This is a genomic window from Alienimonas californiensis (assembly GCF_007743815.1).
Taxonomy (GTDB): Bacteria; Planctomycetota; Planctomycetia; order Planctomycetales; family Planctomycetaceae; genus Alienimonas; species Alienimonas californiensis.
Genome location: NZ_CP036265.1, coordinates 4,638,342 through 4,662,816 on the forward strand (window position 1 = coordinate 4,638,342; position 24,475 = coordinate 4,662,816).

Consider the following 24,475-nt stretch of genomic DNA (forward strand, 5'->3'; position numbering starts at 1 on the left):
GACGGCCCTGATGCTCACCCTCCGCAAAGCCGGCGACCGCGGTCATTTCGACCACGGCTGGCTCGACACCTTTCACACGTTCAGCTTCGCCGCATACCAGAACGCGCAGTGGACGCGGTTCCGCTCGCTGCGCGTGCTAAACGAGGACCGCGTCTCCCCGGACCACGGCTTCGGGACGCACGGCCACAGCGAGATGGAGATCGTCACCGTCGTCGTCTCCGGCACGCTGGCTCATAAGGACAGCGCCGGCGGCCGCGGCGAACTGCCCCGCGGCGGCGTGCAGGCGATGAGCGCCGGCGTCGGCCTGACGCACAGCGAGTTCAACCCGTCCAAGGACGAACCGGTCCACTTCGTGCAAATCTGGCTGCTGCCCGACGAGCCCGGCGGCCGGCCGACCTATGGCGACGGGCGGGTTGAAGACGCCGACCGCACCGGGCTTCTTCTGCCCCTCGTCACCGGCACGGGGCAGAGCGCCCGGCTGGCGGGGAGCGGGCCGGGACTAAAAATCCGGGCGGACGCCGCGGTCCTCAGCGGCCTGCTCCCCGCCGGAACTGAAGTGGTGCACGAGTTCGACGCCCACAACGGCGAACCGCGGCACGGGTGGGTGCAGGTGATTTCCGGCACCGTGACCGTCAACGGCGCCCACCTCACGGCCGGCGACGGCGTCGGCCTGACGGACGAAGCCGTGATGCACCTCACCGCCACCGAGGACGCCGAAGTGCTGGCGTTCGACCTCGCCTGAGCGAGCCGCGACCCCGGCCGCCCCGCTCGTTTCGCATCCCTCACGTCCCTGGTTCTGATGGCTGACAAGCAGCACGCCCCCCGGTTCGTCGCCATTTGCGAGGCGGCCTCCGCCCGGGTGCCGCACACGACCAAGGAGGCGGTGAAGGCCCGCCTCGACGCCGGCGAGGCCGTCCCGCTGGTCGACGTGCGGGAGGAAAGCGAATACGCCGCCGGCCATCTGCCGGGGGCGACGCACCTGTCCAAGGGCGTGATCGAACGGGATATCGAGAAGACGTTCCCGGACCCGGACGCCGAATTGATCCTGTACTGCGGCGGCGGCTACCGCAGCGCCCTGGCGGCGGACAACCTGCGGACGATGGGCTACACGAACGCAATCAGCCTCGACGGCGGCTGGCGCCACTGGACCGACGCCGGCCTGCCGACCGAGGGCTGAGCCGTAATCCCGAAGGAACTCAGCGTCCCGGACGCTTCAAGCGTCCGGGACGCTGCACTGGGGCGCTGCCGCGCTACTTGCCGAGGCGGCTGAACCGGTCGGTCGCCACGTGGTACTGCGGGTCCTCGCTGACGTTCACCTCGACCAGCTCCCCGGCCCGGTCCAGTAGTTTGCGGCATTCCGGGGAGAGATGCGTGAGGTGCAGCCGTTTGCCCAGCGCCGTGTATTTTTCGGCGAGCGAATTGATCGCCTCCAGCCCGGACTGGTCGTAGACGCGGGTGTAGTAGAAGTCGACGACCACGTCGTCCGGGTCCTCCCGCGGGCTGAACAGCTCTTTGAAGGAGGCGACGCTCGCGAAGAACAGCGGGCCGTGCAGCTGATAAATCTTGCTGCCGTGCTCGTTCAGTTTGATATCGGCCCCCAGGTGCGTGGCGTGTGTCCAGGCGAACGCCAACGCGGAGACGATCACCCCCAGCACCACGGCGCTGGCGAGGTCGTGCATCACGACGGTGTAGCCGGCGACCAGCAGCATCACGAAGACGTCGATCGTCGGCATGCGGCGGAACATCTTCAGGCTGGCCCACTCGAACGTGCCGATCACCACCATGAACATCACGCCGACCAGGGCCGGCATCGGGATCATCTGAATCCACGGGGCCAGAAACAGCACGAAGGCCAACAGGGCGCCGGCGGCCACAATTCCGCTGAGCCGGCCGCGACCGCCGCTGTTCACGTTGATGAGGCTCTGCCCGATCATGGCGCAGCCGCCCATCCCGCCGAACAGGCCGCAGACCACGTTCGAGGCCCCCTGACCGAAGCACTCCCGGTTGCTCTGGCCGCGGGTCTCGGTGATCTCGTCGATGAGGGCGAGGGTCATCAGCGATTCGATCAGCCCCACGCCGGCCAGCGTCAGCGAGAACGGCAGGATGATCCACAGCGTCTCCCAGGAGACCGGCGGCAACTCCCACTCGAGGAAGAACAGCCGCGGCAGCCCGCCGGCGATGCTGCGGCTGTTCGGGTCCTCGTCCACCGCCGTCAGAGCGGAGGCGACCGCCGCCTGCACCAACGCCGGGTCGAGTTCCGCGTCGGCGTCGGCCTCGCGTTCCTCTTCAAGCAGCACGCGGGCCTTGTTCGCCTCGAACGCCTTTTTGTTCGTCGCCAGCATGTCGCCGACCGTGGGCACGACGTTGGACTGCCCCTCCGCGACCAACCCGCGGTCCGCCCACTGGTTCAGGCCGGCCGCGACGAGGGAGACCGTCAGGATCGCCGCCAGCGACGAGGGCACCGCCCGGGTCAGCTTCGGCAGCCCCCAGATGATCAGCATCGTCAGGCCGATCAGCCCCAGCATGATCCCCATCGCCGGCCCGCGGAGGAGGACCATCTCTCCAGCGGCGTTCACCGTCTGAAAACTGCCGAACTGGGCGAGCAGAATGACGATCGCCAGCCCGTTCACGAACCCCAGCATCACCGAGTGCGGCACGATGCGGATGAGCAATCCCAGCCGCGCCGCCCCCACCGCGATCTGGATCAACCCGCAGAGAATCACGGTCGGAAACAGGTACTCGATCCCGTGAATCCGCACCAAGCCGATCACGACCACCGCCATCGCCCCGGTCGCCCCGGAGATCATCCCCGGCCGCCCGCCCAACACCGCCGCCCCGAGGCAGAGGAAGAAGGCGGAATACAGGGCGATAATCGGTTCCACCCCCGCCAGGAAGGCGAATGCGACCGCCTCCGGGACCAACGCCAGGGCGACGGTCAGACCGGAAAGAGTGTCGTCCTTGATGCTGCGCTGGCGCTGACGAAAAAACTGGAGCATGGGCGAATCGAAACCGGATCCTCCCCCGTCCCCCCGTGTGCGGGAGCGGAGGGCGGCGCCGGGAGGCGGAAGACGGAACGTGGGTGGGAGCCCCGGAAGTGCGAGGGCTCGGAGAGCAGTCCGGCGGGCGAATAAGAACGCCGGGTCCGGCGAGCGATCTACCGGACGTCTGGGATGACGTTCGAACTGCGGTCTGTCACGGCAGCTTAGCACACGCCGCCCCGTGCGAAACGCGGCAAACCTCCGCGGCGCCCGACGTCGGAACCGGCGGCGCCGCTCCGCGTGGCCAATCCAGAACTCCTACGGAACAGTCGACCGAGCGATCGGCAGCCCATGACGGAGGGATCGGCACCGGATGAGAAGGACCAATGACGATTTGCCTGCCCGCCGCGGTCGCCACGCTGCCGTTCGCCCCCGCGGCCCTCGCGGCCGACGTTCGTGCGGAAACCGCCGCATTCGTCCGGGAGCGCTGAGTCGCCCGCCAAGCCGGAGCGTTCGCCGAGGCCAGGGCCTACTTCTACTCCCCCAACGCGAACCTAACCGAAACGGCCGGCTCGCCCACCGTGCGGTCACCGCGCGGTCGTGGCTTCGGCCGAGACGTCCGAAATCTACGGCCGGCCCGTCACGACGACGGCGGTTCTCAAGAGGCCGTTTACATTGCCCGGCAGGATCGCCTCGGCGCCGCCGTCGGCCGCTCGACCGCAGCCCAGGAGCGGCTGGGAAGGGCCGACGAGACGATGGTCGCGTTCCTCGACGACCACGGCGGGGGGGCCGTCAGACGCGATTTCGAGGACCTCTCGACGGCGAAGCTCGGGGCCGACATCGCCAGCCACCGCACGGGACGACGACGACGCCCTGTGACGGAAAGGGGTCGACCTACGGGGACCGGCGTGCGGGTCCCGTGAATAGTCGCTGAGCCGGGGGTGCTGCGTGGCAGGTCGTGACGGCGGCGACGCTGCGGCCCGACCCAAGATGGCTGCGGAATCCTTCCGAGACGTTCCGCAATTGATGAGAGAGACCGGAGCGACGGTTCCCAGGCCCGACCCGACGTCCGCAACGGGGCGAAGTGGCGAGGATGTTCGCGGCGTCGGGGGCGAGCCGACCTCGGAACGCTAATCGGCGCCGTCCGCGGAAAGAATGCGGCACGACCGCGCTGTGCGAGCGGACGGCGGCCGGGGCCCGTGAGGTGGCAGAGGGTCCGGAGCGTTCGATATGCTCGACGCATCCAGAATGGCCGATGCCTCTTCGCTCACGCATCCAACGTTGAAGACGCAGATGACGAACTCGATCCGCTGGGCCGGACTGCTGGCGCTCGGGGGGTGGGGCGCCGCCGCGGCGTCCGGCGCCGAGCCGCCGTTTCGTTTCAGCGACGCCGGCGCCGCAATGGGTTTATCGGCGTGGGTGGAAGGGATCCAGGGCCACGGGGCCGCGTGGGGGGACGCCGACGGCGACGGCCGGTTGGACCTCTATATCGGCACGTTTCATTCCGAAGGCTCGCCCAACATGCTGCTGCGAAACGCGGGGGAGACGTTTGCGCTTGTCGAACAACCGGCCCTGCGGATCTCCGCTCGGACTACGGGCGTCGTCTTCGCCGACCTGGACAACGACGGCGACCTCGATCTGTACGTCGCCAGCATGCCCGCGGACGCGGACAGCGGATTGTCCAGGCGCACGGGCCGCACGTTCGCCGGCTGCACGCTGTTCCGCAACGAGGACAAAGGACGGTTCACCGACATTTCCGACGGCAACGCGGCCTGCCCCGACGCATTCGGCGGTCGCAGCGCCGCCGTGCTCGACTATGACGGCGACGGTTTGCTCGACCTGCTCGTCGGCGAGGACCCGCTGCCGGGATATAACGGCTCGCCGACGAAAAGTTCCCGGCTGTTCCGCAACGCGGGGGACCTTCAGTTCGAGGACGTCTCCCGCGAGGCGGGATTGCCCGAGGGAGTTCCCGGCCTCGGCGTTGCGGCCGCCGACGTCAATAACGACGGCTGGCCCGACTTTTTTCTGGCCGCCCACGGCGGCGGAAACCGCCTGTTCCTCAACGACGGCCGCGGCACGTTCCGCGAGTCGCCGGGCAGCCGCGAGACCTTCGCCTGGCCGACCGCCGGGGGCGATAACATGGTCTGCGGCGTGGCCTTCGGCGACGTGAACCGCGACGGGCGGCTCGATGTGGTCTTGGGCCAGCACTACAAGCGGCCCTGGGCAGAGCCGGTGGCGAACCGGCTCTATCTCAACCGCGGCCAGGACGACGGCGTGCCGACGTTTGAGGACGTGACCGAGCAGGTCGGTCTGATCCCGCTGCCGATGAAGGCGCCCCACGTCGAGATTCAGGACTTCGACAACGACGGCTGGCCGGACGTCTCGACCAGCATCGTTAAGTTCGCCGATGGTCGGCCCCACCCGATCATCTTCCGGCACCTCGGCCTGCAGGACGGACTGCCGCGATTCCGGGCGGATGCGTTGGGCGTGAACGACTTCCCCACTGCTGAGGATCAAGCCGTCAAAAGGAGCGGCGATCTGTTCGAGAAGATCCTCCGCGAACGCCGGATCATTTACACGGCGCCCGGTCCCACGGCGGACTACGACGGCGACGGCCGGCTCGACATGTTCCTGCCCAATTGGTTTCCCTCGTCGCCGTCGATGCTGTTGCACAACGAAACCGAAGGCGGCCATTGGCTGGACGTGCGCGTCGAGGGGGAGGGGAACGTCAATCGGCAGGGGATCGGCAGCCGCGTGAACGTGTATTCGGCAGGACGTCTGGGCGACCATGCGGCCCTACTCGGCAGCCGCGAGATCGCCGTCGGCTACGGCTACGCCTCCGGACAGCCGGCCGTCGCCCACTTTGGGCTCGGCGAAATCGACCGGGTGGACGTTGAAGTCGTCCTGCCGCACGGCCGCGGGGCGCTGAACCGCACGGACGCGCCCGCCGATCAGGCGATCGTGCTGAAGCGAGGCCAGTGAAGGGACGCCGCACATGAGATCTCGCCTCCCGCGGCTCGCCCTGTCGGGCCTGTTCCTCCTCGCGGCCGGGCGGCCGGGAATCCCGAGTGACGTCGTGCTCGATCTCTAACCCTGATTCTACTCCTTCCCCTAAGCCGACGACGTGACGACCTCTCACCACGCATTCCCTCGGTCGCTTCGCCGACGGGCGTTCGCCGCGTTGGCGGCCGCGCTCCTCTCGGGTTCTTCGATCAATTCTGCGGCTGCGCGGCAGGAGTCGGAGATCAGGTACCCGCCGACGCTGCCCGGGGGCAGGGAGGTCGTGACGGATCAGTCCGCCGACCTTTTAAAACCGCCTGAGACGCTCCGCGAGGGCGTGGAAATCGCCGCGACGCCGCCGACGGTCGATTTCCTTTACTACCCCGGGCAGAACTACGAGGGAAAGCCTTGGTCCAACTGGGGCGACGGCCTGGCCGTCGGCGGCAAGTATTACTCGGCGATTGGGGACCATCTGGCGATCGGCAGCAAAGGCGACGGCGGACATGGCACGGGCACGGCGTTCGTCTTTGAATATGACCCCGAGACGAAGTCGCTGCGAAAGCTGGCCGACACGTCGAAAGTTCTGGACCTTCCCAAAGGTCATTACACCCCCGGCAAGATTCACGGCCGCATCGACCTCGGCCGGGACGGGAACCTTTATTACGCGACGCACCGGGGCTCGAAAAACGCGACGACCGATGAATACCACTACAGGGGGGACTGGATCCTGCGGACGAACGCTCAAACCGGCGAGTCGGAGGCGCTGGCGCACGGCCCGGTTCCCAAACACGCGATCCCGAACAGCGTTCTCGACCCTGAACGACTGATTTTTTACGGAGGAACCGCGGCCGGCCTCAACAGCGAAGACGAAGGGGATCGATTTTTTGCCTACGACGTGGCGAAAGAGAAATTGCTGTGCGACGTGCCGGACGGGCCGGCCCGATACATGATCTTCGCCCGCTCGACCGGCCGCGTATATTTCGTGCCGGGCAAGGAGGACGGTGCCCTGATGCGCTTCGATCCCGCCGTCGATCAGCGGCCCATAAAAGTGGAGGGCACCCACATCGGCGTTCGCGCCGCGACCCGGGAGACGGACGGCGGTCACGTCTACACCGTCTCGCTCGGGCAGCGGTCCGACGAGGCGACGGTCTGGTCGTTCAACACACGAACCGAGGAGACCAGGAGGATCGGTACGGCGTCTGTCGGCTCGGAGGCCTACGTCGCGGCGATGGCCGTCGGCGCCGAGGGCCGCTACCTGTATTACGTCCCCGGCGCCCACGGGGGCAGTTTTCGCGACGGCACGCCGGTGGTGCAGTTCGACGTCCAGACCGGCAAGAAGAAGGTCCTCGCCTTCCTCGAGCCGTTCTATACGAACAAGTACGGCCTCACCCTGAAAGGGACCTATAGCACAGCGGTGTCGGAAGACGGCGAGAAGCTCTATATCACCTGGAATGTCAGTCGCGGCAGTCGGGCGTGGGACTGCTGCGGCCTGACGGTCGTCCATATCCCGGAATCGGAGCGTCGGCCGTAGCGGCGGAGCCTCGGTCGGCGAGCCCCGATTCGTCGGACGATCGCCCGGCGGGCGAAGCGTCCTACTCGCCGGAGCGACGACAAAATCGCCGCCGCTCTCGAAGAAATCGCCCGGCCACGACTCACCGGGGAACAAGACGATGCGCCTGCCGCCGATAGCGGGACCGGTCGTTCGAGCGGCTTCCTACGATGCTCCCGCCTTCGCTTCCTGCCCGCGGGAGGGTTGGATTGTGCGGCGGGGAAAACGGCTATCCGGACAACGGGCGCCGATTCCGCCGGTTCGGGCGACGCGGACCCCTGCATTCGGATCGATAGGGGGAAACGTTCTCACCTGTTTGTGGACGAACGTCGCGCGCCCGTCCATGGCCGAACGGAATCGGTTGTGACGTCCTCCCTGCTCCCCCGCGGTCTTGCCCGCGGCGCCGGCCTCACGCTGTTGTGCGGAGCCGCGGCGTTTGCGCAGAGTCCGCCCCCGGCCCCCGCTCCCGTGGCGGCTGGTTCGACGGTCGAGAGCTCCGCGGACAATCCGCCGGGTCAGGCATCGGGCGCCCCGCGGATTCAGCAGGGCATCCCAGGGGGAGCCCGGCAGCCGAGCCCGCCGCCGTCGCCCTACAAACCGCTGTTCTTCGACAACGACTTTTCGCAGTACACCGGCAAGCCGCCGTATATCCTCGGGGAGCAGTCGAAACTCCTCAGCCTGTCGCAATGTCCCGAGGTCAAGCTATCCGCCGGCGGGCAGGTCCGTCATCGCCTGCACGCGGAGGACAACCGCCTGCGACCGGACGGGGAGACGTTCACGAATTATCAGCTGTGGCGAGGCCGGAACTATTTGAATCTCGAGTCCGAGTACGCTCGAGCCTATATGGAGATCATCAACGCTGACAGTTGGGGCAGCGAGATCCTGGAACTGGCGATCGACGAGAACCGCTGGGACCTGCTGAACGCGTTCGTCGACTTCAACCTCTACGACGTCGCCGGCGGCGCCGGCACATTTCGCGTCGGTCAGCAGGAGATTCTGTACGGGGACCAGTACCTGCTTTCTCCGCTGGACTGGTCCAACACCCGCAGAAACTTTGAAGGCTACAAGTACATCCATCAGGCGGACGCCTGGTGCCTCGACGCGTTCAGCCTGACGCCTGTCAACGGCGCGGCCGGCAGCCGGTTCTACGACCCGACCGCATTCGACGAGGACGACGAGGAGAAACGCCTGTGGGGCGTGTGGGTGAATCGCAAGCTGACGGACAACGCCGCCGCAGACCTCTTCTACCTCGATCAGAATATTGAGGTTCCGCTCGCGGACACCCGTCGCGCGGCCGACGGGCGGCGGCGCCTCGTGGGCGGCCGGATCGCCGGGACCGTGCCGATGCTCACTTGCGGGTCTGACGACGGTAGCGACGGCGTCGGCGGCAAGCCGTTTCGCACGTGGGACTACGACGTGCAGGGCGGCTACCAGTTCGGCGATGACGACGGTGAAGATGTGCGGGCGGCGTTCCTCAACACGGCGGTCGGCCACACCTGGAACGCGGCGCCCTGGTCGCCGCGCGTCGGCGAGTTGTTCTACTACGGCTCCGGCGACGACGATCCGACCGACGGCGAGAACAATACCTTCTACACCTATTACTCCCTGGCCCACGCCTACTGGGGGATCATCGATAACCTCAACGGGCAGAACCTGCTGGACTACGCGGTCTTCACCACGGTCAATCCGACGAAGAAGCTGTCGGTCACCGGCGGATACCACCTCTTCCGCAAGGCCTCCGGCGACGACTACCTCTACAACGTCGCCCAGGCCGGCCTCGGTCCCCTCGGCGCCGGCACGGACATCGGGACCGAGTTGGACGTGGTGGCGGACTACCGCGTCACCCTGAACCTCGGCCTCCAGCTCGGCTACGCCCGTTCCTGGTACGACGACTTTGCGGAGAGCAGCTTCGCTCAGGCGAGCGACGACGGCGAGTTCGTCTACCTGCAGACGACGTTCAACTACTGATCTCCCGAGCCCCCGCACCCCGGGCGGAGCCGCCAATCGGCAGAGCGACCCGGGGGCGTCACGCGTCCGGGTCGCTCCATTCGACACGAATGCAGCGGGCAGACGGCGCCCATTAAGAACGCAACGGCGCTGAATCGGCGAGAATCAGAGTTTAGTGATCCGTTACGTCTGGCCGCGAAACGCTTCGGTAATCCGAAGCATTCGGGGAAGAGGGCGAACTGTTACGGGCTGCGGGCGCAACGTCGCACCCAATTTTCGCGATGTGCGGCCGAGTTGGCACACCTCGTGCATTTTAGGGCTGGCAGCGGCCGGACGGTCCGGTCGCTCCGTTCCGTCCTAATTCGGCCCGTCCGCCTGTATGTCGGCGTCCGCTCTTTACGCGCTGCCGGTGCTCGACCGCCCGCCGGGTTCGGGCTTCGGTCCGGCGGCGGGACGCGACGAGGCTCCGGCGGAGCAGGGCGTCGACCTCATCTCCGCATTGCTCGCGGCCCAGTCCGATCTCACGGCGGTCGAGCGGTTCTCCCAACGGCACGCGGACGCCGACCGACCCAGTCAGAGTCGCTATTATCAATCACTGCTGCCCGCGCAAGGCCCCGGGCCGGGGCAGCAATACGGGTTTGAAGTCGATCTCGATCGCTGCTCGGGCTGCAAGGCCTGCGTGACGGCCTGTCACAGTCTAAACGGGCTGGACGACGACGAAGCGTGGCGGGAGGTCGGCCTGCTGCACGGCGGCGGTCAGGCCGGCGCCGCGGGTCCGGCGGTGTTGCAGCATGTCACCACCGCCTGCCACCACTGTTTAGAGCCGGCCTGCCTGAAGGCCTGCCCGGTCGACGCCTATGAAAAGGACCCGGTCACCGGCATCGTCCGGCATCTGGACGATCAATGTTTCGGCTGCCAGTACTGCACGCTGGCCTGCCCGTACGACGTGCCCAAGTATCACGCCGGCAAAGGGATCGTCCGCAAGTGCGATATGTGCGCCGACCGGCTGGAGGCCGGTGAGGCGCCCGCCTGCGTGCAGGCCTGCCCCCACGAGGCGATCGCGATTCGGATCGTCGATCGCGACGCCGTTATCGAACAGGCGGAGGCGAACGCGTTTCTCCCCGGCGCCCCGGATCCGGACTACACGCTGCCCACGACCGTCTATAAGACGAAGCGGGCCCTGCCGCGAAATCTGCTGCCGGCGGATTATTATTCCGTCCGGAAGGAGCACGGGCACTGGCCGCTGGCGGTGATGCTTGTGCTCACGCAACTGTCGGTCGGGGCGTTCCTGGTCGAACTAATTCTGCGAGACGCCGCCGACGGGCGGGCGCTGCCGGACCCGGTGCACGCGTTCTTCTCGCTCGCCTGGGGCCTGCTGGCCTTGCAGGCCAGCACGTTGCATCTCGGTCGGCCGCACTTGGCCTTCCGGGCGGCGATCGGGTTGAAGCACTCCTGGCTGTCCCGGGAGATCGTCGCCTTCGGCCTGTTCGCTCCGCTGGCGATCCTTTACGCCGGACTGACCTGGCTGCGGCCGGAGTTCTATGCCCGGTCTTCATGGCTCCCGCCCGCCCTAGAGTGGGCGGTCGTGGGGGCCGGACTGCTGGGAGTCTTTTGCAGCACGATGATCTACGTCGTGGTGCGACGGGAGTTCTGGAACGGCCCCCGCACCACGCTGCGATTCCTCGGCACCGCCGCGACGCTGGGCCTCGCCGCCACGCTGTTGACCGGCACGCTGTCCGCGAATGCGGCCGCCGCGGAACTCTGGGGGACGGCCGCGTCCGGCGACGGTCCGCAGGGAACCGATCTGACCCGGCCGCTGGCGATCGCCCTGGCCGTGGCGACCGCGTGCAAACTGATCTTCGAAGTCGCCGTCTTTCAACACCTGCGGGATTTGCAGTTTACCGCGATGCGGCGGACCGCGGTGCTGATGAAGACCGTCCTCCGCGGACCCACGGCGGTACGGTTCGGCTTGGGATTTATGGGCGGCGTCTTGATTCCCGCCCTGCTGGCCGCCGCCGACCCGCCGGCGGAGTCGGCCGGGGCGCTGTACGCCGCCGCAGTGGCGTTCGCCCTGACGCTGGGCGGGGAATTCGCGGAGCGCTACCTGTTCTTCTCCGCGGTCGTCCGCCAGAAAATGCCGGGAGGGATGACTGTATGAGTTCCTCGTTCGAACCGCTGAAACCAAAGCACGTTCTCGCCGACCTGACGCCGGAGGGAAACGGGCTGAGAGGCAAGGCGACCGGGATGCTGCGAGCGAAAACCGGCCGGCTGACCCGAGAATTGCTCCGCGAACCGAGTCGCTTCGGACTCGGCCAGTTGCCCGTCGTCAATAAACCGGATCGCACGACCACCGCCGTTTGTGGATATTGTTCGACCGGCTGCGGACTGAACGTGCATTTAAAGGACGGCCCCGACGGCGAACCGGGCGGCGGCGGGGCGATCGGTCTGACCCCAACGACCGACTACCCCGTGAACCTCGGCATGGCCTGCCCCAAGGGCTGGGAGGCCCTCGCGGTCCTCGACGCCCCCGACCGGGCGACGACGCCTCTCCTGAAAGACGCGAGCGGCAAACTGCGGCCGGTCGACTGGAACGTCGCCCTGGACGCCTTCTGCGACCGCATGAAGGCCGTCCAGCGGAAGCACGGGCCCGAATCCGTCGCCTTTCTCTCCACGGGACAGATTCCGACGGAGGAAATGGCGTTGCTCGGCTCGCTGACGAAGTTCGGCATGGGCGTCGTCCACGGCGACGGCAACACCCGCCAATGCATGGCGACGGCGGTGGTCGCCTACAAGCAGTCTTTCGGCTTCGACGCTCCGCCCTATACCTATCAAGACTTTGAGGAGAGCGACTGTCTGATCTTCGTCGGCGCCAACCTCTGCCTCGCCCACCCGATCATGTGGGAGCGGGTGATGCGGAATAAACGCCGGCCGGAGATTCTCGTCCTCGATCCGCGGGCGACGGAGACGGCAATGAACGCCACGCTCCACCTGCCGGCGAAGCCGAAAAGCGATCAGTCCTTTTTCTACGGACTGGCAAACTATTTCGTTCAGAACGGCTGGGTAGACCGCGAGTTCGTCTCGCAGCACACCGCCGGCTTTGAGGAGTACGCGAAGTTCGTCGAGGCGTTCCCATTCGAACGGGTCTCCCGCGACACCGGTCTGCCGGTCGAGACATTGGTGGACGCAGCTCTTCGCATCCGGAGTCGGGAGCGTATCTCCTGCTGGTGGACGATGGGGGTCAACCAGAGTCACCAGGGCGTCCGCACCGCCCAGGCGATCATTAATTTCCAGTTGCTCACGGGCAACCTGGGCAAACCGGGGACGGGAGCGAATTCCATCACCGGACAGTGCAACGCGATGGGGTCACGGTTGTTCAGCAATACCACCGGACTGCTGGGCGGACGGGACTTCAAGAAGCCCGAGCACCGAGCCGAGGTCGCAGAACTACTGGAGGTCCCCGAGCACTCGATCCAGACCGAAGACGGCCTCGCCTATCCAGAAATCATTGAGGGCGTTCTCAAGGGAAAGATCCGCGGTCTGTGGGTGATCGCGACGAACCCCGCCCATTCCTGGATCAACCGGAATCAGTTGGACGACGTACTCAGCCGGCTGGATTTTCTCGTGGTGCAGGACATGTATCACAGCACGGAGACGGCGCAGGTCGCGGACCTCGTGCTGCCGGCCGCGGGGTGGGGGGAGAAGGAGGGGACCTTTATCAACTCGGAGCGGCGGATCGGGCTGCTCAAAAAGGTGCGTCGGGCGCCGGGGCAGGCGCTGGCGGACTTCAGTATCTTTCAAGCGATCGCCGACCGCTGGGGCTGCGGGGCCCTGCTTCAACAATGGACGGACCCGGAGGCGGCGTTCCAGATTCTTAAACGGCTGTCGGCCGGGACCCCGTGCGATTTTAGCGGCGTCCGCGACTATCGCCATCTGGACGAGGCCGGCGGGGTTCAGTGGCCGTTTCCGGCGGAAGGAGGCGACGAAGCCGCCGAACGCCGGCTCTTCGCCGACGGGCAGTTTTATCATCGCGACGGCAAGGCGAAGTTCCTGTTCGAGGAGCCCCGTCCGCTGCCCGAACCGGCTGGCGGCAAGTACCCGTTCACGCTGCTGACCGGCCGCGGCAGCGCCAGTCAGTGGCACACGCAAACCCGGACCGCGAAGAGCGCGGTGCTCCGCAAGCTGTACCCCGAGGCGGTCTACGTGGAGGTGAACCCCCGCGACGCCCGCCGCCTCAAAGTCGCCCCGGAACAGGCCGTGCGCGTGGAAAGCCAGCGCGGTTCGATCCGGGCCAAAGCGTTCGTGACCAACGGCGTCCCGGAGGGCTGCCTGTTCCTCCCGATGCACTATCCCGAGACCAATCAGCTGACGGACGGGCAGTTCGACCCCTACTCCCGACAGCCCGCCTACAAGGCCTGCGCCGTGCGACTGCTCGCCGACGCAACTTAGCGGCTTGAAATCCGTCGCGACGCCGTGGGCGCCCCGACCGCTGAATTCGATCGATCGAACCTCGGGGAGCCCCCCCCGGTCGTCTTCCCGCCGGCGCGACCGGCGGGCGGGTGAGTCGCCCGTCGGCGGCCGGGGGTGCGTCCGCCCCTGTTTCGACGTCTTCCGTTTCGTCCGCCCGTACGTCGCTCGCCCCATTTCTGCCCGCTCCTTCGAGTTTCCCTTCCCGAGACGTCTCCCATGTCCGACCCCGCCGGCCGACCGCTGCCCGCCAATTCTCCGTTGAAGAAGGCGACGAGAATCCGCCTCTTCAATTTCTCTACGCCGCAGATGCGGGCGTTCCATATGTCGTGGTTCGCATTTTTCCTGTGCTTCTTCGCATGGTTTGGCCTCGCCCCGCTGATGGCGGTGGTGCGAGAAGAGATGAGCCTGACGCCGGACCAGATTGGCTGGCTGATGATTGGTTCGGTCTCGGTGACGATCGTCGCGAGACTGATGATCGGTTGGCTGTGCGACCGGATCGGGCCTCGGCTGTGCTATACGGGGCTGTTGATCCTCGGTTCGCTGCCGGTCATGGGCGTGGGTTTTGCCGAGGATTTTAAGACGCTGCTGGCGTTCCGGGTGGCGATCGGCGCGATCGGGGCCAGCTTTGTGATCACGCAGTATCATACCAGCGTGATGTTCGCCTCGAACGTCGTGGGCACCGCCAACGCGACGACCGCGGGCTGGGGCAACCTGGGCGGGGGCGTCACGCAGTTCGTGATGCCGTTCGTGATGACCTCCGTGTTCATGGGAGCCTTCGGGTTCAGCGATTACTGGGGTTGGCGGGCGAGCATGTTCCTCGCCGGGGCGGTCTGCTTCCTCACGGGCGTGGCGTATTACTTTCTGACGCAGGACGCCCCGGAAGGGAACCTGAGGGAGTTGCGAGCCGCGGGGAAGCTGCCGCCGGCCAGCAGCACGAACGGCACGTTCGTCGAGGCCTGCCGTGACCTTCGGGTGTGGACGCTGTTCGTGATCTACGGGGCCTGCTTCGGGGTTGAACTGACAATCAACAACATTGCCGCGTTGCACTTCGCCGACAATTACGGCATGGGCCTGAAGGCGGCGGGGCTGGCGGCGGCGGCGTTCGGGTTGATGAACCTGTTCGCCCGCAGTCTGGGCGGCCATATCGGGGATGTCCTCGGCGGCAAAAACGGCTTGCGAGGCCGCGTGCTGTGGCTGTTCGCGGCGCTGTTCGCCGAGGGACTGGCGCTGATGCTGTTCTCCCAGATGAGCGCGTTGGCCCTGGCGATCCCGGCCCTCATCCTGTTCAGCCTGTTCACGCAGATGAGCGAGGGCGCCACGTTCTCCGTCGTGCCGTTCATTAATAAGAAATGCCTCGGTTCGGTGGCGGGCATCGTGGGGGCCGGCGGGAACGCCGGCGCCGTCGCGGCCGCGTTCCTCTTCAAGACGGAAACCGCCTGGTGGTCCACGGGGCTGCTGATCCTCGGCGGAATTGTGACGTGCGTTTCCTTCCTGGCGTTCGCCGTGCGGTTCGCGCCGGAGACCGAAGCCGCCGCCCGCAGAGAATTCGAGCAGGCTCGGGGCGAGGGCGCCCGTCGCGAGCTGGTCGGCGGTCTGGCGCCGTCCCCCGCATGACACAAGGACGGCGCCGCGGGACACGGTGCCGACGGTCTGCCCGGGGCAGGGACGTCCCGGTTCGGTCCGGCGATGAACTTCTTCAGTCCTCAAGACGAACACTTCGACTCCGATGTCCAAAGCGAACGGGTTTACCGCCGATCAACAGTCTTATCTCCAGGGCTTCGCCCTGGGGTCAGACGTCGCTCGCAAGGTGCACAGCCTGCCGGTGCTCAGCGGCAGCGCCGCCGGGTCGGCGGGCAGCGTGATCGAGGTCGGCCCCAACGGGGCCTCCGTGGGAGCGGCGCCCGCGGGACCGCCAGCGCCCGGGCTCTTGCCGATGCATGCGGAGGCTCAAAACATGTTCCTTTCGAACGGCAAAAAACTGTCCAAGGAGGAACAGGCCAAACGCGACAAAAACCCGCTGGAGATGTGGGGCCAAATCAGAACGTCGGCCGCCGCCGGCGAATTCCCCAAGGGGACGGACGTCTTTCTCTATAAGTTTCAGGGTCTATTCTTCGTCGCCCCGAACCAGCGCTCGTTCATGTGCCGCCTCCGCGTCCCCGGGGGCGAATTGAAAAGCTGGCAGTTCCGCGGGCTGGCGGATCTCGCGGAGACGTCCGGCGGCGGCTACCTGGACGTGACGACGCGGGCGAACCTGCAGATCCGCGAAATTCCCGCCGAACAGGGACCGTCCACGCTTCAGGCGCTGAACGAACTGGGGATCGTTCCCCGCGGCTCCGGGGGGGATAACGTCCGCAACGTCACCGCCGCGGCGACCAGCGGGATCGACCCGCAGGAGCTGATCGAAACGCTGCCGATCGCGAAGGAGATGCACCATCACATCCTCCACCACCGGGAGCTGTACGGCCTGCCGCGGAAGTTTAATATCAGCTTCGACGGCGGCGGCCGCATCGCCACGCTGGAAGACACCAACGACATCGGCTTTCAAGCCGTCACAGTGTCTGAGGAGACCGCGACCGACAGCGTCCCCTCCGGCATTTATTACCGCCTAACGCTCGGCGGCATCACCGGCCACAAAGACTTCGCCCGTCACACCGGCGTGCTGCTGACGCCGGAGGAATGCGTACCCGTCGCGGACGCGATCCTTCGGGTGTTCATCAAGAACGGCGACCGCACCGATCGGAACCGGGCCCGTCTTAAATATGTGCTGGACGACTGGGGCTTCCCGAAGTTCGTCGCAGCCGTCGAGGAGGAACTCGGCCGGCCCTTCCGCAAAGCGGACGACGCCGTTTATCAGCTCCCCAAATCGCCGGACCGCTGGGCTCACGTCGGCATCCACCCTCAGAGACAAAAGGGAAAGAACTGGATCGGCGTCGTGCTGCCCGTCGGGCGGATGACCTGCGAGCAGGTTCGCGGGCTAGCCGACGTCGCGGATCGCTACGGTTCCGGCAAGATCCGGCTGACGGTCTGGCAGAACCTGATTCTTCCCGACGTCGCGGAAGAGAACCTGGACGCCGCCCAGGCCGCGATCGAGGCGACGGGGTTGCATTGGAAGGCCTCGAGCGTCCGCAGCGGACTCGTCGCCTGCACGGGCAACGCCGGCTGTAAGTTCGCGGCCGCCGACACGAAAGGACAGGCGATGGCGCTTGCGGCGTATCTCGACGAGCGAATTGAGCTGGACGTGCCCATTAACATCCACTTCACCGGCTGCCCGAACAGCTGCGCCCAGCATTATATCGGCGACATCGGCTTCCGCGGCACAAAGGTGGAGCGCGGCGAGGAGATGGTCGAGGGCTACGAGCTGGTCGTCGGCGGGGGCTATGCGGACCGACAGGCCGTCGCCCGGTCGCTGTTCGGAGAGGTCGCCTTCGAGGACGTCCCGTCGCTCGTACACAACCTGCTGGAGCATTACCTCCGCGAACGGGACGGGATGGAGAGCTTCGCCGCCTTCGCCGCCCGCCGCACCGACGACGACCTCAAAACAGCCTCGGGATACACGCCTCCCGTGGCCGCAGCCTGACGTTCACCGTTCTTCTCCGGCTCTCCTCTCGAACTGCACCCATGTCCCAACTTCAACAGACGCCGTTCGCCCTGATCCCGGACACCGCCCCGTTCGACGTGGAGCAGCGGGCCTGGCTGAACGGATTTCTCGCCGGCTGGGTCGGTCTGCAGAACGCCGGCGGCCCTGCCTCCGCCGCGGCGACCGCCGCGGTGCAGGGCCTCGTGGCCGGGGCGAGCGGCGAAGCCGCCGCCAACGCAGAGGAGGCTGAGGGGGAAGAAGACTTCCCCTGGCACGACGATGCGCTGCCGATGGAGGAGCGGATGGAACTCGCCGAGGGCAGGCCGCTCAAACGCAAATTGATGGCCGCGATGGCTCAGTTGAACTGCGGGAGTTGCGGCTACCTCTGCCAGACCTACGCGGAGGCGATCGCCGACGGCTCCGAAAAGAGCCTGAAGAAATGCACCCCCGGCGGGAAGGAGACCGCCAGGAAACTGAAGGAACTGGTCGCGGAGGTCCCGCCGAACGTCGCCGCCGACGCTCCCGCCGCCGTCCCGGCCGACTCCGGTTCGACCTGGACGCGGGACAACCCGTTCCCCGCCACGCTGCTGGCCGTGCGCAACCTCAACGGCGAGGGCTCCGCGAAGTATACGTCGCACGTCGAGATCGACCTTTCCGGCAGCGATCTGGCGTATGAGGTCGGCGATTCGCTCGGCCTCTATCCCACCAACTGCGGCGAACTGGTCGACGAGGTGCTGGCCGAACTCGGGGCGGATCCGATCGCCGTCGTCACCCCGCCGGTCGGCGACCCGTGTTCGCTGCGGCAGGCTCTGATCGGACGCGTTTGCCTGACGGAGGTGACGGACGAACTGTTGGAAGCCCTAATCCCGCGGTGCGCAGATCCGGCCGACGCGGAGCTGCTCAAGTTGGCGCTGGACGACCCGGACGCCATCGAGGGCTGGGACGTGCTGGACGTATTGCGGGCGGTCCGATCGGCGAAGATCGGGTTCGACCCCTTCCTGCAAACGCTCTCCCCGTTGCAGCCGCGTTTATATTCGATCAGCAGTTCGCCGAAGGCCCACCCGGGGCAGGTGCACCTCACCGTGGGGCGGGTGGAGTGGGAACGCGGCGCGAGGAAACGGAAGGGCGTCGCCAGCACGATGCTCGCCGATCGGCTGCGGGTGGGCGAGACGGTTCGGGTGTTCGTGCAGAAATCGCACGGCTTTACCGTGCCCCCGGACCCGCAGGCGCCGGCAATCATGATCGGCCCCGGGACCGGGATCGCCCCGTTCCGGGCTTTCCTAGAGGAGCGGGCAGTCACGAACGCCCCGGGCCGCAACTGGCTGTTTTTCGGCGACCAGCGGGGCGAAACGGACTTTCTCTATCGGGACGAGTTTGACGCCCTCCGCGACCGCGGCGTGTTGCACCGACTCGACACCGCCTTCAGCCGGGACCAGGAAGCGAAGATCTACGTGCAGAACCGCATGCTGGAGGCCGCGGACGAACTCTACGACTGGCTGAGCGAAGGGGCGTACCTCTACGTCTGCGGGGATGCGAAGCGGATGGCGGTGGACGTGGACCGCGCGCTGCACTCCATCGTCGCCGACCGGGCCGGCGGGGAGGCGGCGGCGAAAGCATTCGTGCAGGACTTGAAGAAGTCGAAGCGGTACTGTCGGGACGTGTATTAATCCGCGTCCGTCAGGAGCCGACCCGTGCCCGATTCGCCCCGCACCCCGCCGCCCGGCGACCGCCCGGAGGGCAAGAAGCTGCCCGGCACCTACCGGGCGTTCGCGGCGAAGTTTCCGGAGGTCGTCGCGCAGCACGAACGGATGGCAAAAGCCGTCGACGCCGCCGGCCCTTTGGACGCAAAAACGACGTTCCTCATTAAAATCGGCATCTCGCTGGGCGCCGGGTTGGAGTCGGCGCTGCGGAGCCACGTCCGCCGGGCGATGGCGGCCGGGGCGACGGAACAGGAGGTCGAACAGGCAATTCTGTTAGGCATGAACACCTGCGGCTTCCCAGCGACGGTCGCCGCGTGGAGCTGGGCCCAGGTGCAGTTCGCCCGGGAACGGGCCGACCGCGAGGCCCGCGGCGAACCGGACGACGAGGAATGAACGGCCCCGCCGCGGGGCTGCCCGCCTACGTACTGGCCGGGGGACGGAGCCGCCGGTTCGGTTCGGACAAGGCGCTGGCGGACCGGAACGGGGAACCGGCGCTGGTGCGATTGGTTCACGCGTTGAATGCGGCGGGGGCCGCGTCGGTCGCTGCCGTGGCCCGTGAGGCGGGGCGTTATGACGGCGTCGGAGTGCGGACGATTGCCGACGCCGTGGCGGACGCCGGGCCGCTCGCCGGTCTCGAAACCGCCCTCGCCGACGCCACCACCCGGGGCGGGGGATGGATCCTCGCAGTCAGTTGCGACCTGTTCGACGTGCCGGCGCCGTGGATCGCTCGGCTGCGGACCGCCGCGACTGCTGAGCGACTCGCCGTTGCCTTCCGGCCGGACCGGTGGGAGCCGTTCCCGGGTCTGTATCACGTCGATCTGCTCCCGACGGTGCGGGCTCAGTTGGGCGGAAATCAACGCTCCTTCCAGGTGCTGCTCTCGGCTCCCGACGCCCGGGCCGTGACCGTTCCCCCGCCGCCGGACTGGCCGACGCGGCCCTCCTACAACACCCCCGCCGAACTACGGGCCGGCCCCGACGGCGACAGCCGACCACCGCCGAAAATCGCCGGCGGGATTCGACCGGGCGACGGGTAAGCCCACAGGCAGACGACGCGGAGTTCGATCCCGGAACGGCCGACGGCCGCCCCGAGACAGGGTCACGGGGCGGCCGCGGCGTGGGAGGGCTCCTTGGGGAGGGGGGGGGCGGCTCAGAATCGCACTCCCTGTCGCCGCCTTCGACACAGCGAGAGCGCCTGACCGCTTCGCGGCGTGCGGGCCGAGATCGACGCCCCGGGACAAGTCCGCACCTGCCGCCGGGGATCGGCTGAGCCGGGATTCGCCACGACGCTCCGTTCGCCCCGCCGCGCGAAGCCCCGCCTCGCGGCCGGCCCGCCACAGTGTCCGATCCGCCCGACGGTCTATCGACCGTCGGGACGGCCGCGATCCGCGGGGTCGAGTCGCTGCCCGTCGGCCCTCAATCGTTCGCGGAGGGCCGCGTAGTCCACGTCCTGCACCGGGACGCCCTGCTCGGCGGCGAGCGCGGCGGCCGTCGCGGCGCTCTGCCCGAGGACCATGAACACCGGCTCCATGCGGATGCTGCCGAACGCGATATGCGTCGCCGACAGGCAGACCGGCACGAGCAGGTTCGTACATTCCTCCCGCTTCGGCACGATCGAGCGGTAGGCGATGGGGTAGGGGCCGGCGACGCGGGTCTCGATATTGCCCTCGTTGCGGACGTGGCCGTCCTCGGTGACGTATCGCTGGGTGTTGTGCGAATCCATGCCGTAGGCGGCCAGCCCGACGGAATCCTCCGCAACCGTTTTACCTTCGCAATGGCTCTGCGTCATGACGAGGGGACCGACCATCCGGCGGGCCTCGCGGACGTAAAGTTGCTCCTGCCAGCCGTCCTCCCGGGCGAACTCGTCTTTGCAGGTCCCCCATTTCGAGACGGCGTCCCGCACCTTCTGCGGCACCCGCGGGTGGTTGGCGAGGGTCCACATCAACCCCTGCTGGTAATCGCGGTGCCGCTGGACGATGCGGTCGCGTTCCTCATAGCCGGCTTCCGGGTAGTCGTAGTTCTGACCGATAAAGTCGGTCGAGAACCCGTCGCGGTTGTTGGTGTCGGTCTTCCGGTTCGGCATCGAGGAGTTAATCCACGGCACGCCGCCGTAGCCCGCCTCGTAATTCCGCAGCAGCAATTCATAGTTCCGCTCCTCGTAGCCGGCCGGCTTGACGAACGGGATGCGGTTCTTGGGGTGGTCGGTCAGGCACATCCGGAAGCAGTAGGCCTGCACCCGTTTGTCGCCCGCGCCTTCCTCGCCGGGGCCCTGCGGATTGATGTAGGGCAGCAGTCCACTTGAGGGATTTCCTTGTTCGACGTACGGATCGACGCCCGTCACAAAATTATGATTGCCGGATCCGGGGCCGCGGGGCTGCACGCCGTTGAAGGACTCACCGTACTCGTCGACGCCCTCGCGGCCGACAACGAACGAGACGCCCGCCTCGGCCATCAGGTCGCCCTCGTAGGTCGCGTCGATAAACGCGGCGCCGTGATATTGCTCGCCGCTCTCCATCCGAATCGACGTGATGCGCGTCCCGTCCTTCGTGACGCCGTTCCCGCTCCGGTCGAGCCGCTGCCCATAAACGACCGGTACGTCGTGTTCCTGAATGAGGTCGTTCACGATCTTGAGCGCGACCGACGGTTCGAAGGTCCACATCGCGTCTTCGTCCGGTCCGGTCTTTGTTTGGCCGCCGTCCCGGTACGCCTCACGCTTCTGCCAGGTCCAGGCCGCGGGGTCGGCGTAGTGTTCCCGGACGCGGCGGTAGAACTCGCGGCTGAGCCCGCCGATCGCCTGCTTGTTGCCGATGTCCGTCTGCCCGAGCCCGCCGGTCGTCAGGCCGCCGAGGCGTCGGGTCGGTTCGATCAAGACGACGGACTGCCCCATCTTCTTTGCCTGAACCGCGGCGACGACGCCGGCGCTCGTGCCGCCGTAGACGACGAGGTCGTAGGGCTCCGCGGGGGAAGCGTCCCGGGGCGCGGCGTCAGCGCTTGCGGACAGGAGCGCCCCGCCAAGCAGGGACGCGAACGTGAGACAGGCGGCGATTCGAAACATCGGGCGATACGGCAACGGCGGTCGGAACGGCGCCGCCCGATCGGACGGCGTCCGTCAGCCTGCCGCGGGCCAGATGCGGGAGTCAAGCCGGCGCGACTCCCACTTTCCTCTACCTCGCACGCCGCCGACCGCCGTGCGGGTTGACGGCCCCGGGCGCCCGCCCTATCCCTTGCGGGTTCGGTAAATCGTTTGCCCGGCGGTCGACACCGCCGCCCACACCGCCGGCAAATCGGCCGCCGGCTCCCCATCGCGGTCCCATGTCGCAGTCTTCGCCCCGCCGCCCTCAGCCGCCGACCCGGTCCGTCGGCGCCCCGGCCGGCGGGACGCGACGTATCCGGGCCGTCTCGCCGCCCTGAGCGGGCTGCGGCCGCTCTTCGCTCCGCCCGGTCTCACCCCGCCCGGGCCGAGACGCTTCCTCTCTCGCCGGCGCTTCCGCCGGCTGCCCGCCCGTGACGACCGCCCCCACGACCTCGGCAACGCCCCCCGGATCGATGCCCCGCGAGGAAGCCGCCCTGGCCCGCGAGGCAGACCGGCGGCGGACCTTCGCCATCATCAGCCACCCGGACGCCGGCAAGACGACGCTCACGGAGAAGCTGCTGCTCTACGCCGGGATGGTCGACGAAGCCGGGCTCGTCCGGGGCCGGCGGAATAGCCGCTCGGTCAAGAGCGACTGGATGGCGATGGAACGGGAACGCGGCATCAGCGTGACCGCAACGGCACTGTCGTTCGAGTTTCGCGGCCGGCGCATCAATCTAATCGACACGCCGGGGCACCAGGATTTCAGCGAGGACACCTACCGGGTCCTGAACGCCGCCGACGCCGCGGTGATGGTGCTCGACGCTTCGAAGGGGATCGAGCCGCAGACCGAAAAGCTCTTCCGGGTCTGCGCCGACCGACGGACGCCAATCCTGACGTTCGTGAACAAGATGGACCGGCCGGGAGCCGATCCGCTCGGCTGCCTCGGCCAGATCGAAGAGGTGCTGGGGATCGACGCCGCCCCCGTGAACTGGCCGATCGGTCCGGGGCCCGGCCGCAACTTCCGCGGGGTGCTCGATCTGACCACCGATTCGGTTCAGGTCTACAAACCGGTCCCCCACGGGGCGACCGCCGTGCCGACCGAGTCCGCGTCACGATCGGCGGCCCGCGGGACGCTGCTGTCGGAGGAGGAGGCGGACCATCTCGACGACGAAGCCGAGTTGATCCGGACGGCGGGGCATCCGTTCGACCGCGAGCGGTTTCTCGACGGCGCGCAGACGCCGGTCTACTTCGGCAGCGCCCTGACGAACTTCGGCATCGAACCGTTTCTCGACGGATTCCTTGGCCTCGCCCCGCCGCCGGGTCCGCGGCCGGCCGTGGACGGGGCGGTGCCGCCGGAACGTCCCGGCTTCTCCGGGGTCGTCTTCAAAATGCAGGCGAACCTCGACCCGCGCCACCGCGACCGGGTCGCGTTCGTCCGCGTCTGCTCGGGCCGGTTCGAACGGGACATGGAGGCGACCGTCGCCCGCACCGGCGAGAAGTTCCGGGTCGCCCGTTCCGTCCGGCTGTTCGGCCAGGAGCGGGAGACGGTCGAGGACGCTTTCCCAGGCGACGTGATCGGGATCGTGACCTCCGCCGGGCTGAGGTTGGGGGACACGCTCTGCGAGGGCGATCCGGTGCGGTTCACGGGCCGCTGGAGCTTTCCGCCGGAGCGGTTCGCGGTCGTCCGCTGCGACGACACGAACCGCCGCAAGCAGTTCGTCAAAGGGCTCCAGCAGCTGGGCGAGGAGGGGGTCGTGCAACTTCTGATCGACCCGGCGAAGTCGAGCCTCGAGCCGATCCTGGCCGCCGTCGGCGAGTTGCAGTTCGACGTGGTGAAGTTCCGGCTGGAAACGGAGTACGGCACGAAGGCCGTCGTCTCGCCGCTGCCCTATTCCTCCGCCTGCTGGATGACCGGGCCGGCCGCCGCCCTGGCCCGCCCCATGCTCCGCAGCGACGTACGGCTGGTTCGCGACCGGGACGGCAGCCCGGTGCTGCTCAGCACGACGGACTGGGCGCTACGGATGGTCCGCGAGCAGAACCCCGACCTGACCTTCGATCCTCACCCCCCCTCCGGCGACGCCTGACCTCAGGAACGCCCAGCGCGGGCACTCCGTCGCCGCTGTGGGGACTCGCGGTCGTTCGGGCGCGGGATTCGACCGGCCACGAACTTCCTGCCCGCCCGTGGCA

The 24,475-nt window shown here is 67.5% G+C and carries 15 protein-coding genes; 13 read left to right on the top strand and 2 right to left on the bottom strand.

All coding sequences use genetic code 11. From position 1 onward, the window contains the following. The first annotated feature begins 10 nt into the window (after positions 1-10). Together CA12_RS18395 and CA12_RS18400 are read left to right on the top strand one after the other, a co-directional pair. Positions 11-742: a pirin family protein gene (locus CA12_RS18395; protein WP_145360466.1), complete on the top strand. Its 732-nt coding sequence runs from the start codon at positions 11-13 to the stop codon at positions 740-742. A 57-nt stretch (positions 743-799) separates the two neighbouring features. Beyond that, positions 800-1,177, top strand: a complete 378-nt coding sequence (locus tag CA12_RS18400; RefSeq protein ID WP_145360468.1) for a rhodanese-like domain-containing protein — start codon at positions 800-802, stop codon at positions 1,175-1,177. A 73-nt stretch (positions 1,178-1,250) separates the two neighbouring features. On the opposite strand, the gene CA12_RS18405 is transcribed toward CA12_RS18400, so the two are convergent. Next, positions 1,251-2,996, bottom strand: coding sequence for a SulP family inorganic anion transporter (locus tag CA12_RS18405; protein WP_145360470.1), 1,746 nt, complete (start codon positions 2,994-2,996; stop codon positions 1,251-1,253). Positions 2,997-4,271: 1,275 nt separating this feature from the next. On the opposite strand from CA12_RS18405, the gene CA12_RS18410 reads away from it, so the two are divergent. The 10 genes from CA12_RS18410 to mobA all read left to right on the top strand — a co-directional run bounded on the left by CA12_RS18410 (position 4,272) and on the right by mobA (position 20,252). Continuing rightward, complete coding sequence (locus CA12_RS18410; RefSeq protein ID WP_165700855.1) at positions 4,272-5,960, top strand: CRTAC1 family protein; 1,689 nt, start codon at positions 4,272-4,274, stop codon at positions 5,958-5,960. A gap of 301 nt (positions 5,961-6,261) precedes the next feature. After that, positions 6,262-7,509 (top strand): YncE family protein, encoded by a 1,248-nt coding sequence (locus CA12_RS18415; RefSeq protein ID WP_145360474.1) that lies wholly within the window; start codon positions 6,262-6,264, stop codon positions 7,507-7,509. Between the two features lie 381 nt (positions 7,510-7,890). Beyond that, positions 7,891-9,495 carry an alginate export family protein gene (locus CA12_RS18420; RefSeq protein ID WP_165700856.1) on the top strand — a complete coding sequence of 535 codons (1,605 nt, stop codon included), beginning with the start codon at positions 7,891-7,893 and terminating at the stop codon, positions 9,493-9,495. A gap of 358 nt (positions 9,496-9,853) precedes the next feature. Beyond that, complete coding sequence (locus CA12_RS18425) at positions 9,854-11,632, top strand: DmsC/YnfH family molybdoenzyme membrane anchor subunit (protein ID WP_145360478.1); 1,779 nt, start codon at positions 9,854-9,856, stop codon at positions 11,630-11,632. Positions 11,633-11,718: 86 nt separating this feature from the next. Continuing rightward, positions 11,719-13,920 (top strand): molybdopterin oxidoreductase family protein, encoded by a 2,202-nt coding sequence (locus tag CA12_RS18430; protein WP_145361652.1) that lies wholly within the window; start codon positions 11,719-11,721, stop codon positions 13,918-13,920. A gap of 237 nt (positions 13,921-14,157) precedes the next feature. Then, a complete protein-coding gene (locus tag CA12_RS18435; RefSeq protein ID WP_145360480.1) occupies positions 14,158-15,555 on the top strand; it encodes an MFS transporter in 1,398 nt (465 codons plus the stop codon). A gap of 112 nt (positions 15,556-15,667) precedes the next feature. Next, on the top strand, positions 15,668-17,518 hold the full coding sequence (locus tag CA12_RS18440; RefSeq protein ID WP_145360481.1) for a NirA family protein: 1,851 nt from the start codon (positions 15,668-15,670) through the stop codon (positions 17,516-17,518). Between the two features lie 41 nt (positions 17,519-17,559). Further along, a complete protein-coding gene (locus tag CA12_RS18445; protein ID WP_145360483.1) occupies positions 17,560-19,185 on the top strand; it encodes a sulfite reductase subunit alpha in 1,626 nt (541 codons plus the stop codon). Positions 19,186-19,209: 24 nt separating this feature from the next. Then, entirely contained in the window at positions 19,210-19,611 is a 402-nt protein-coding gene (locus tag CA12_RS18450; protein ID WP_145360485.1) for a carboxymuconolactone decarboxylase family protein, read from the top strand. Beyond that, entirely contained in the window at positions 19,608-20,252 is a 645-nt protein-coding gene (gene mobA, locus CA12_RS18455) for a molybdenum cofactor guanylyltransferase (protein ID WP_145360487.1), read from the top strand. The genes CA12_RS18450 and mobA overlap by 4 nt, the downstream gene beginning before the upstream one ends. A gap of 323 nt (positions 20,253-20,575) precedes the next feature. Here mobA and CA12_RS18460 read toward each other — a convergent pair whose 3' ends face one another. After that, on the bottom strand, positions 20,576-22,270 hold the full coding sequence (locus CA12_RS18460; protein ID WP_145360489.1) for an FAD-dependent oxidoreductase: 1,695 nt from the start codon (positions 22,268-22,270) through the stop codon (positions 20,576-20,578). 491 nt (positions 22,271-22,761) lie between these two features. On the opposite strand from CA12_RS18460, the gene CA12_RS18465 reads away from it, so the two are divergent. Continuing rightward, positions 22,762-24,372: a peptide chain release factor 3 gene (locus CA12_RS18465; RefSeq protein ID WP_145360491.1), complete on the top strand. Its 1,611-nt coding sequence runs from the start codon at positions 22,762-22,764 to the stop codon at positions 24,370-24,372. Positions 24,373-24,475: the final 103 nt, after the last annotated feature.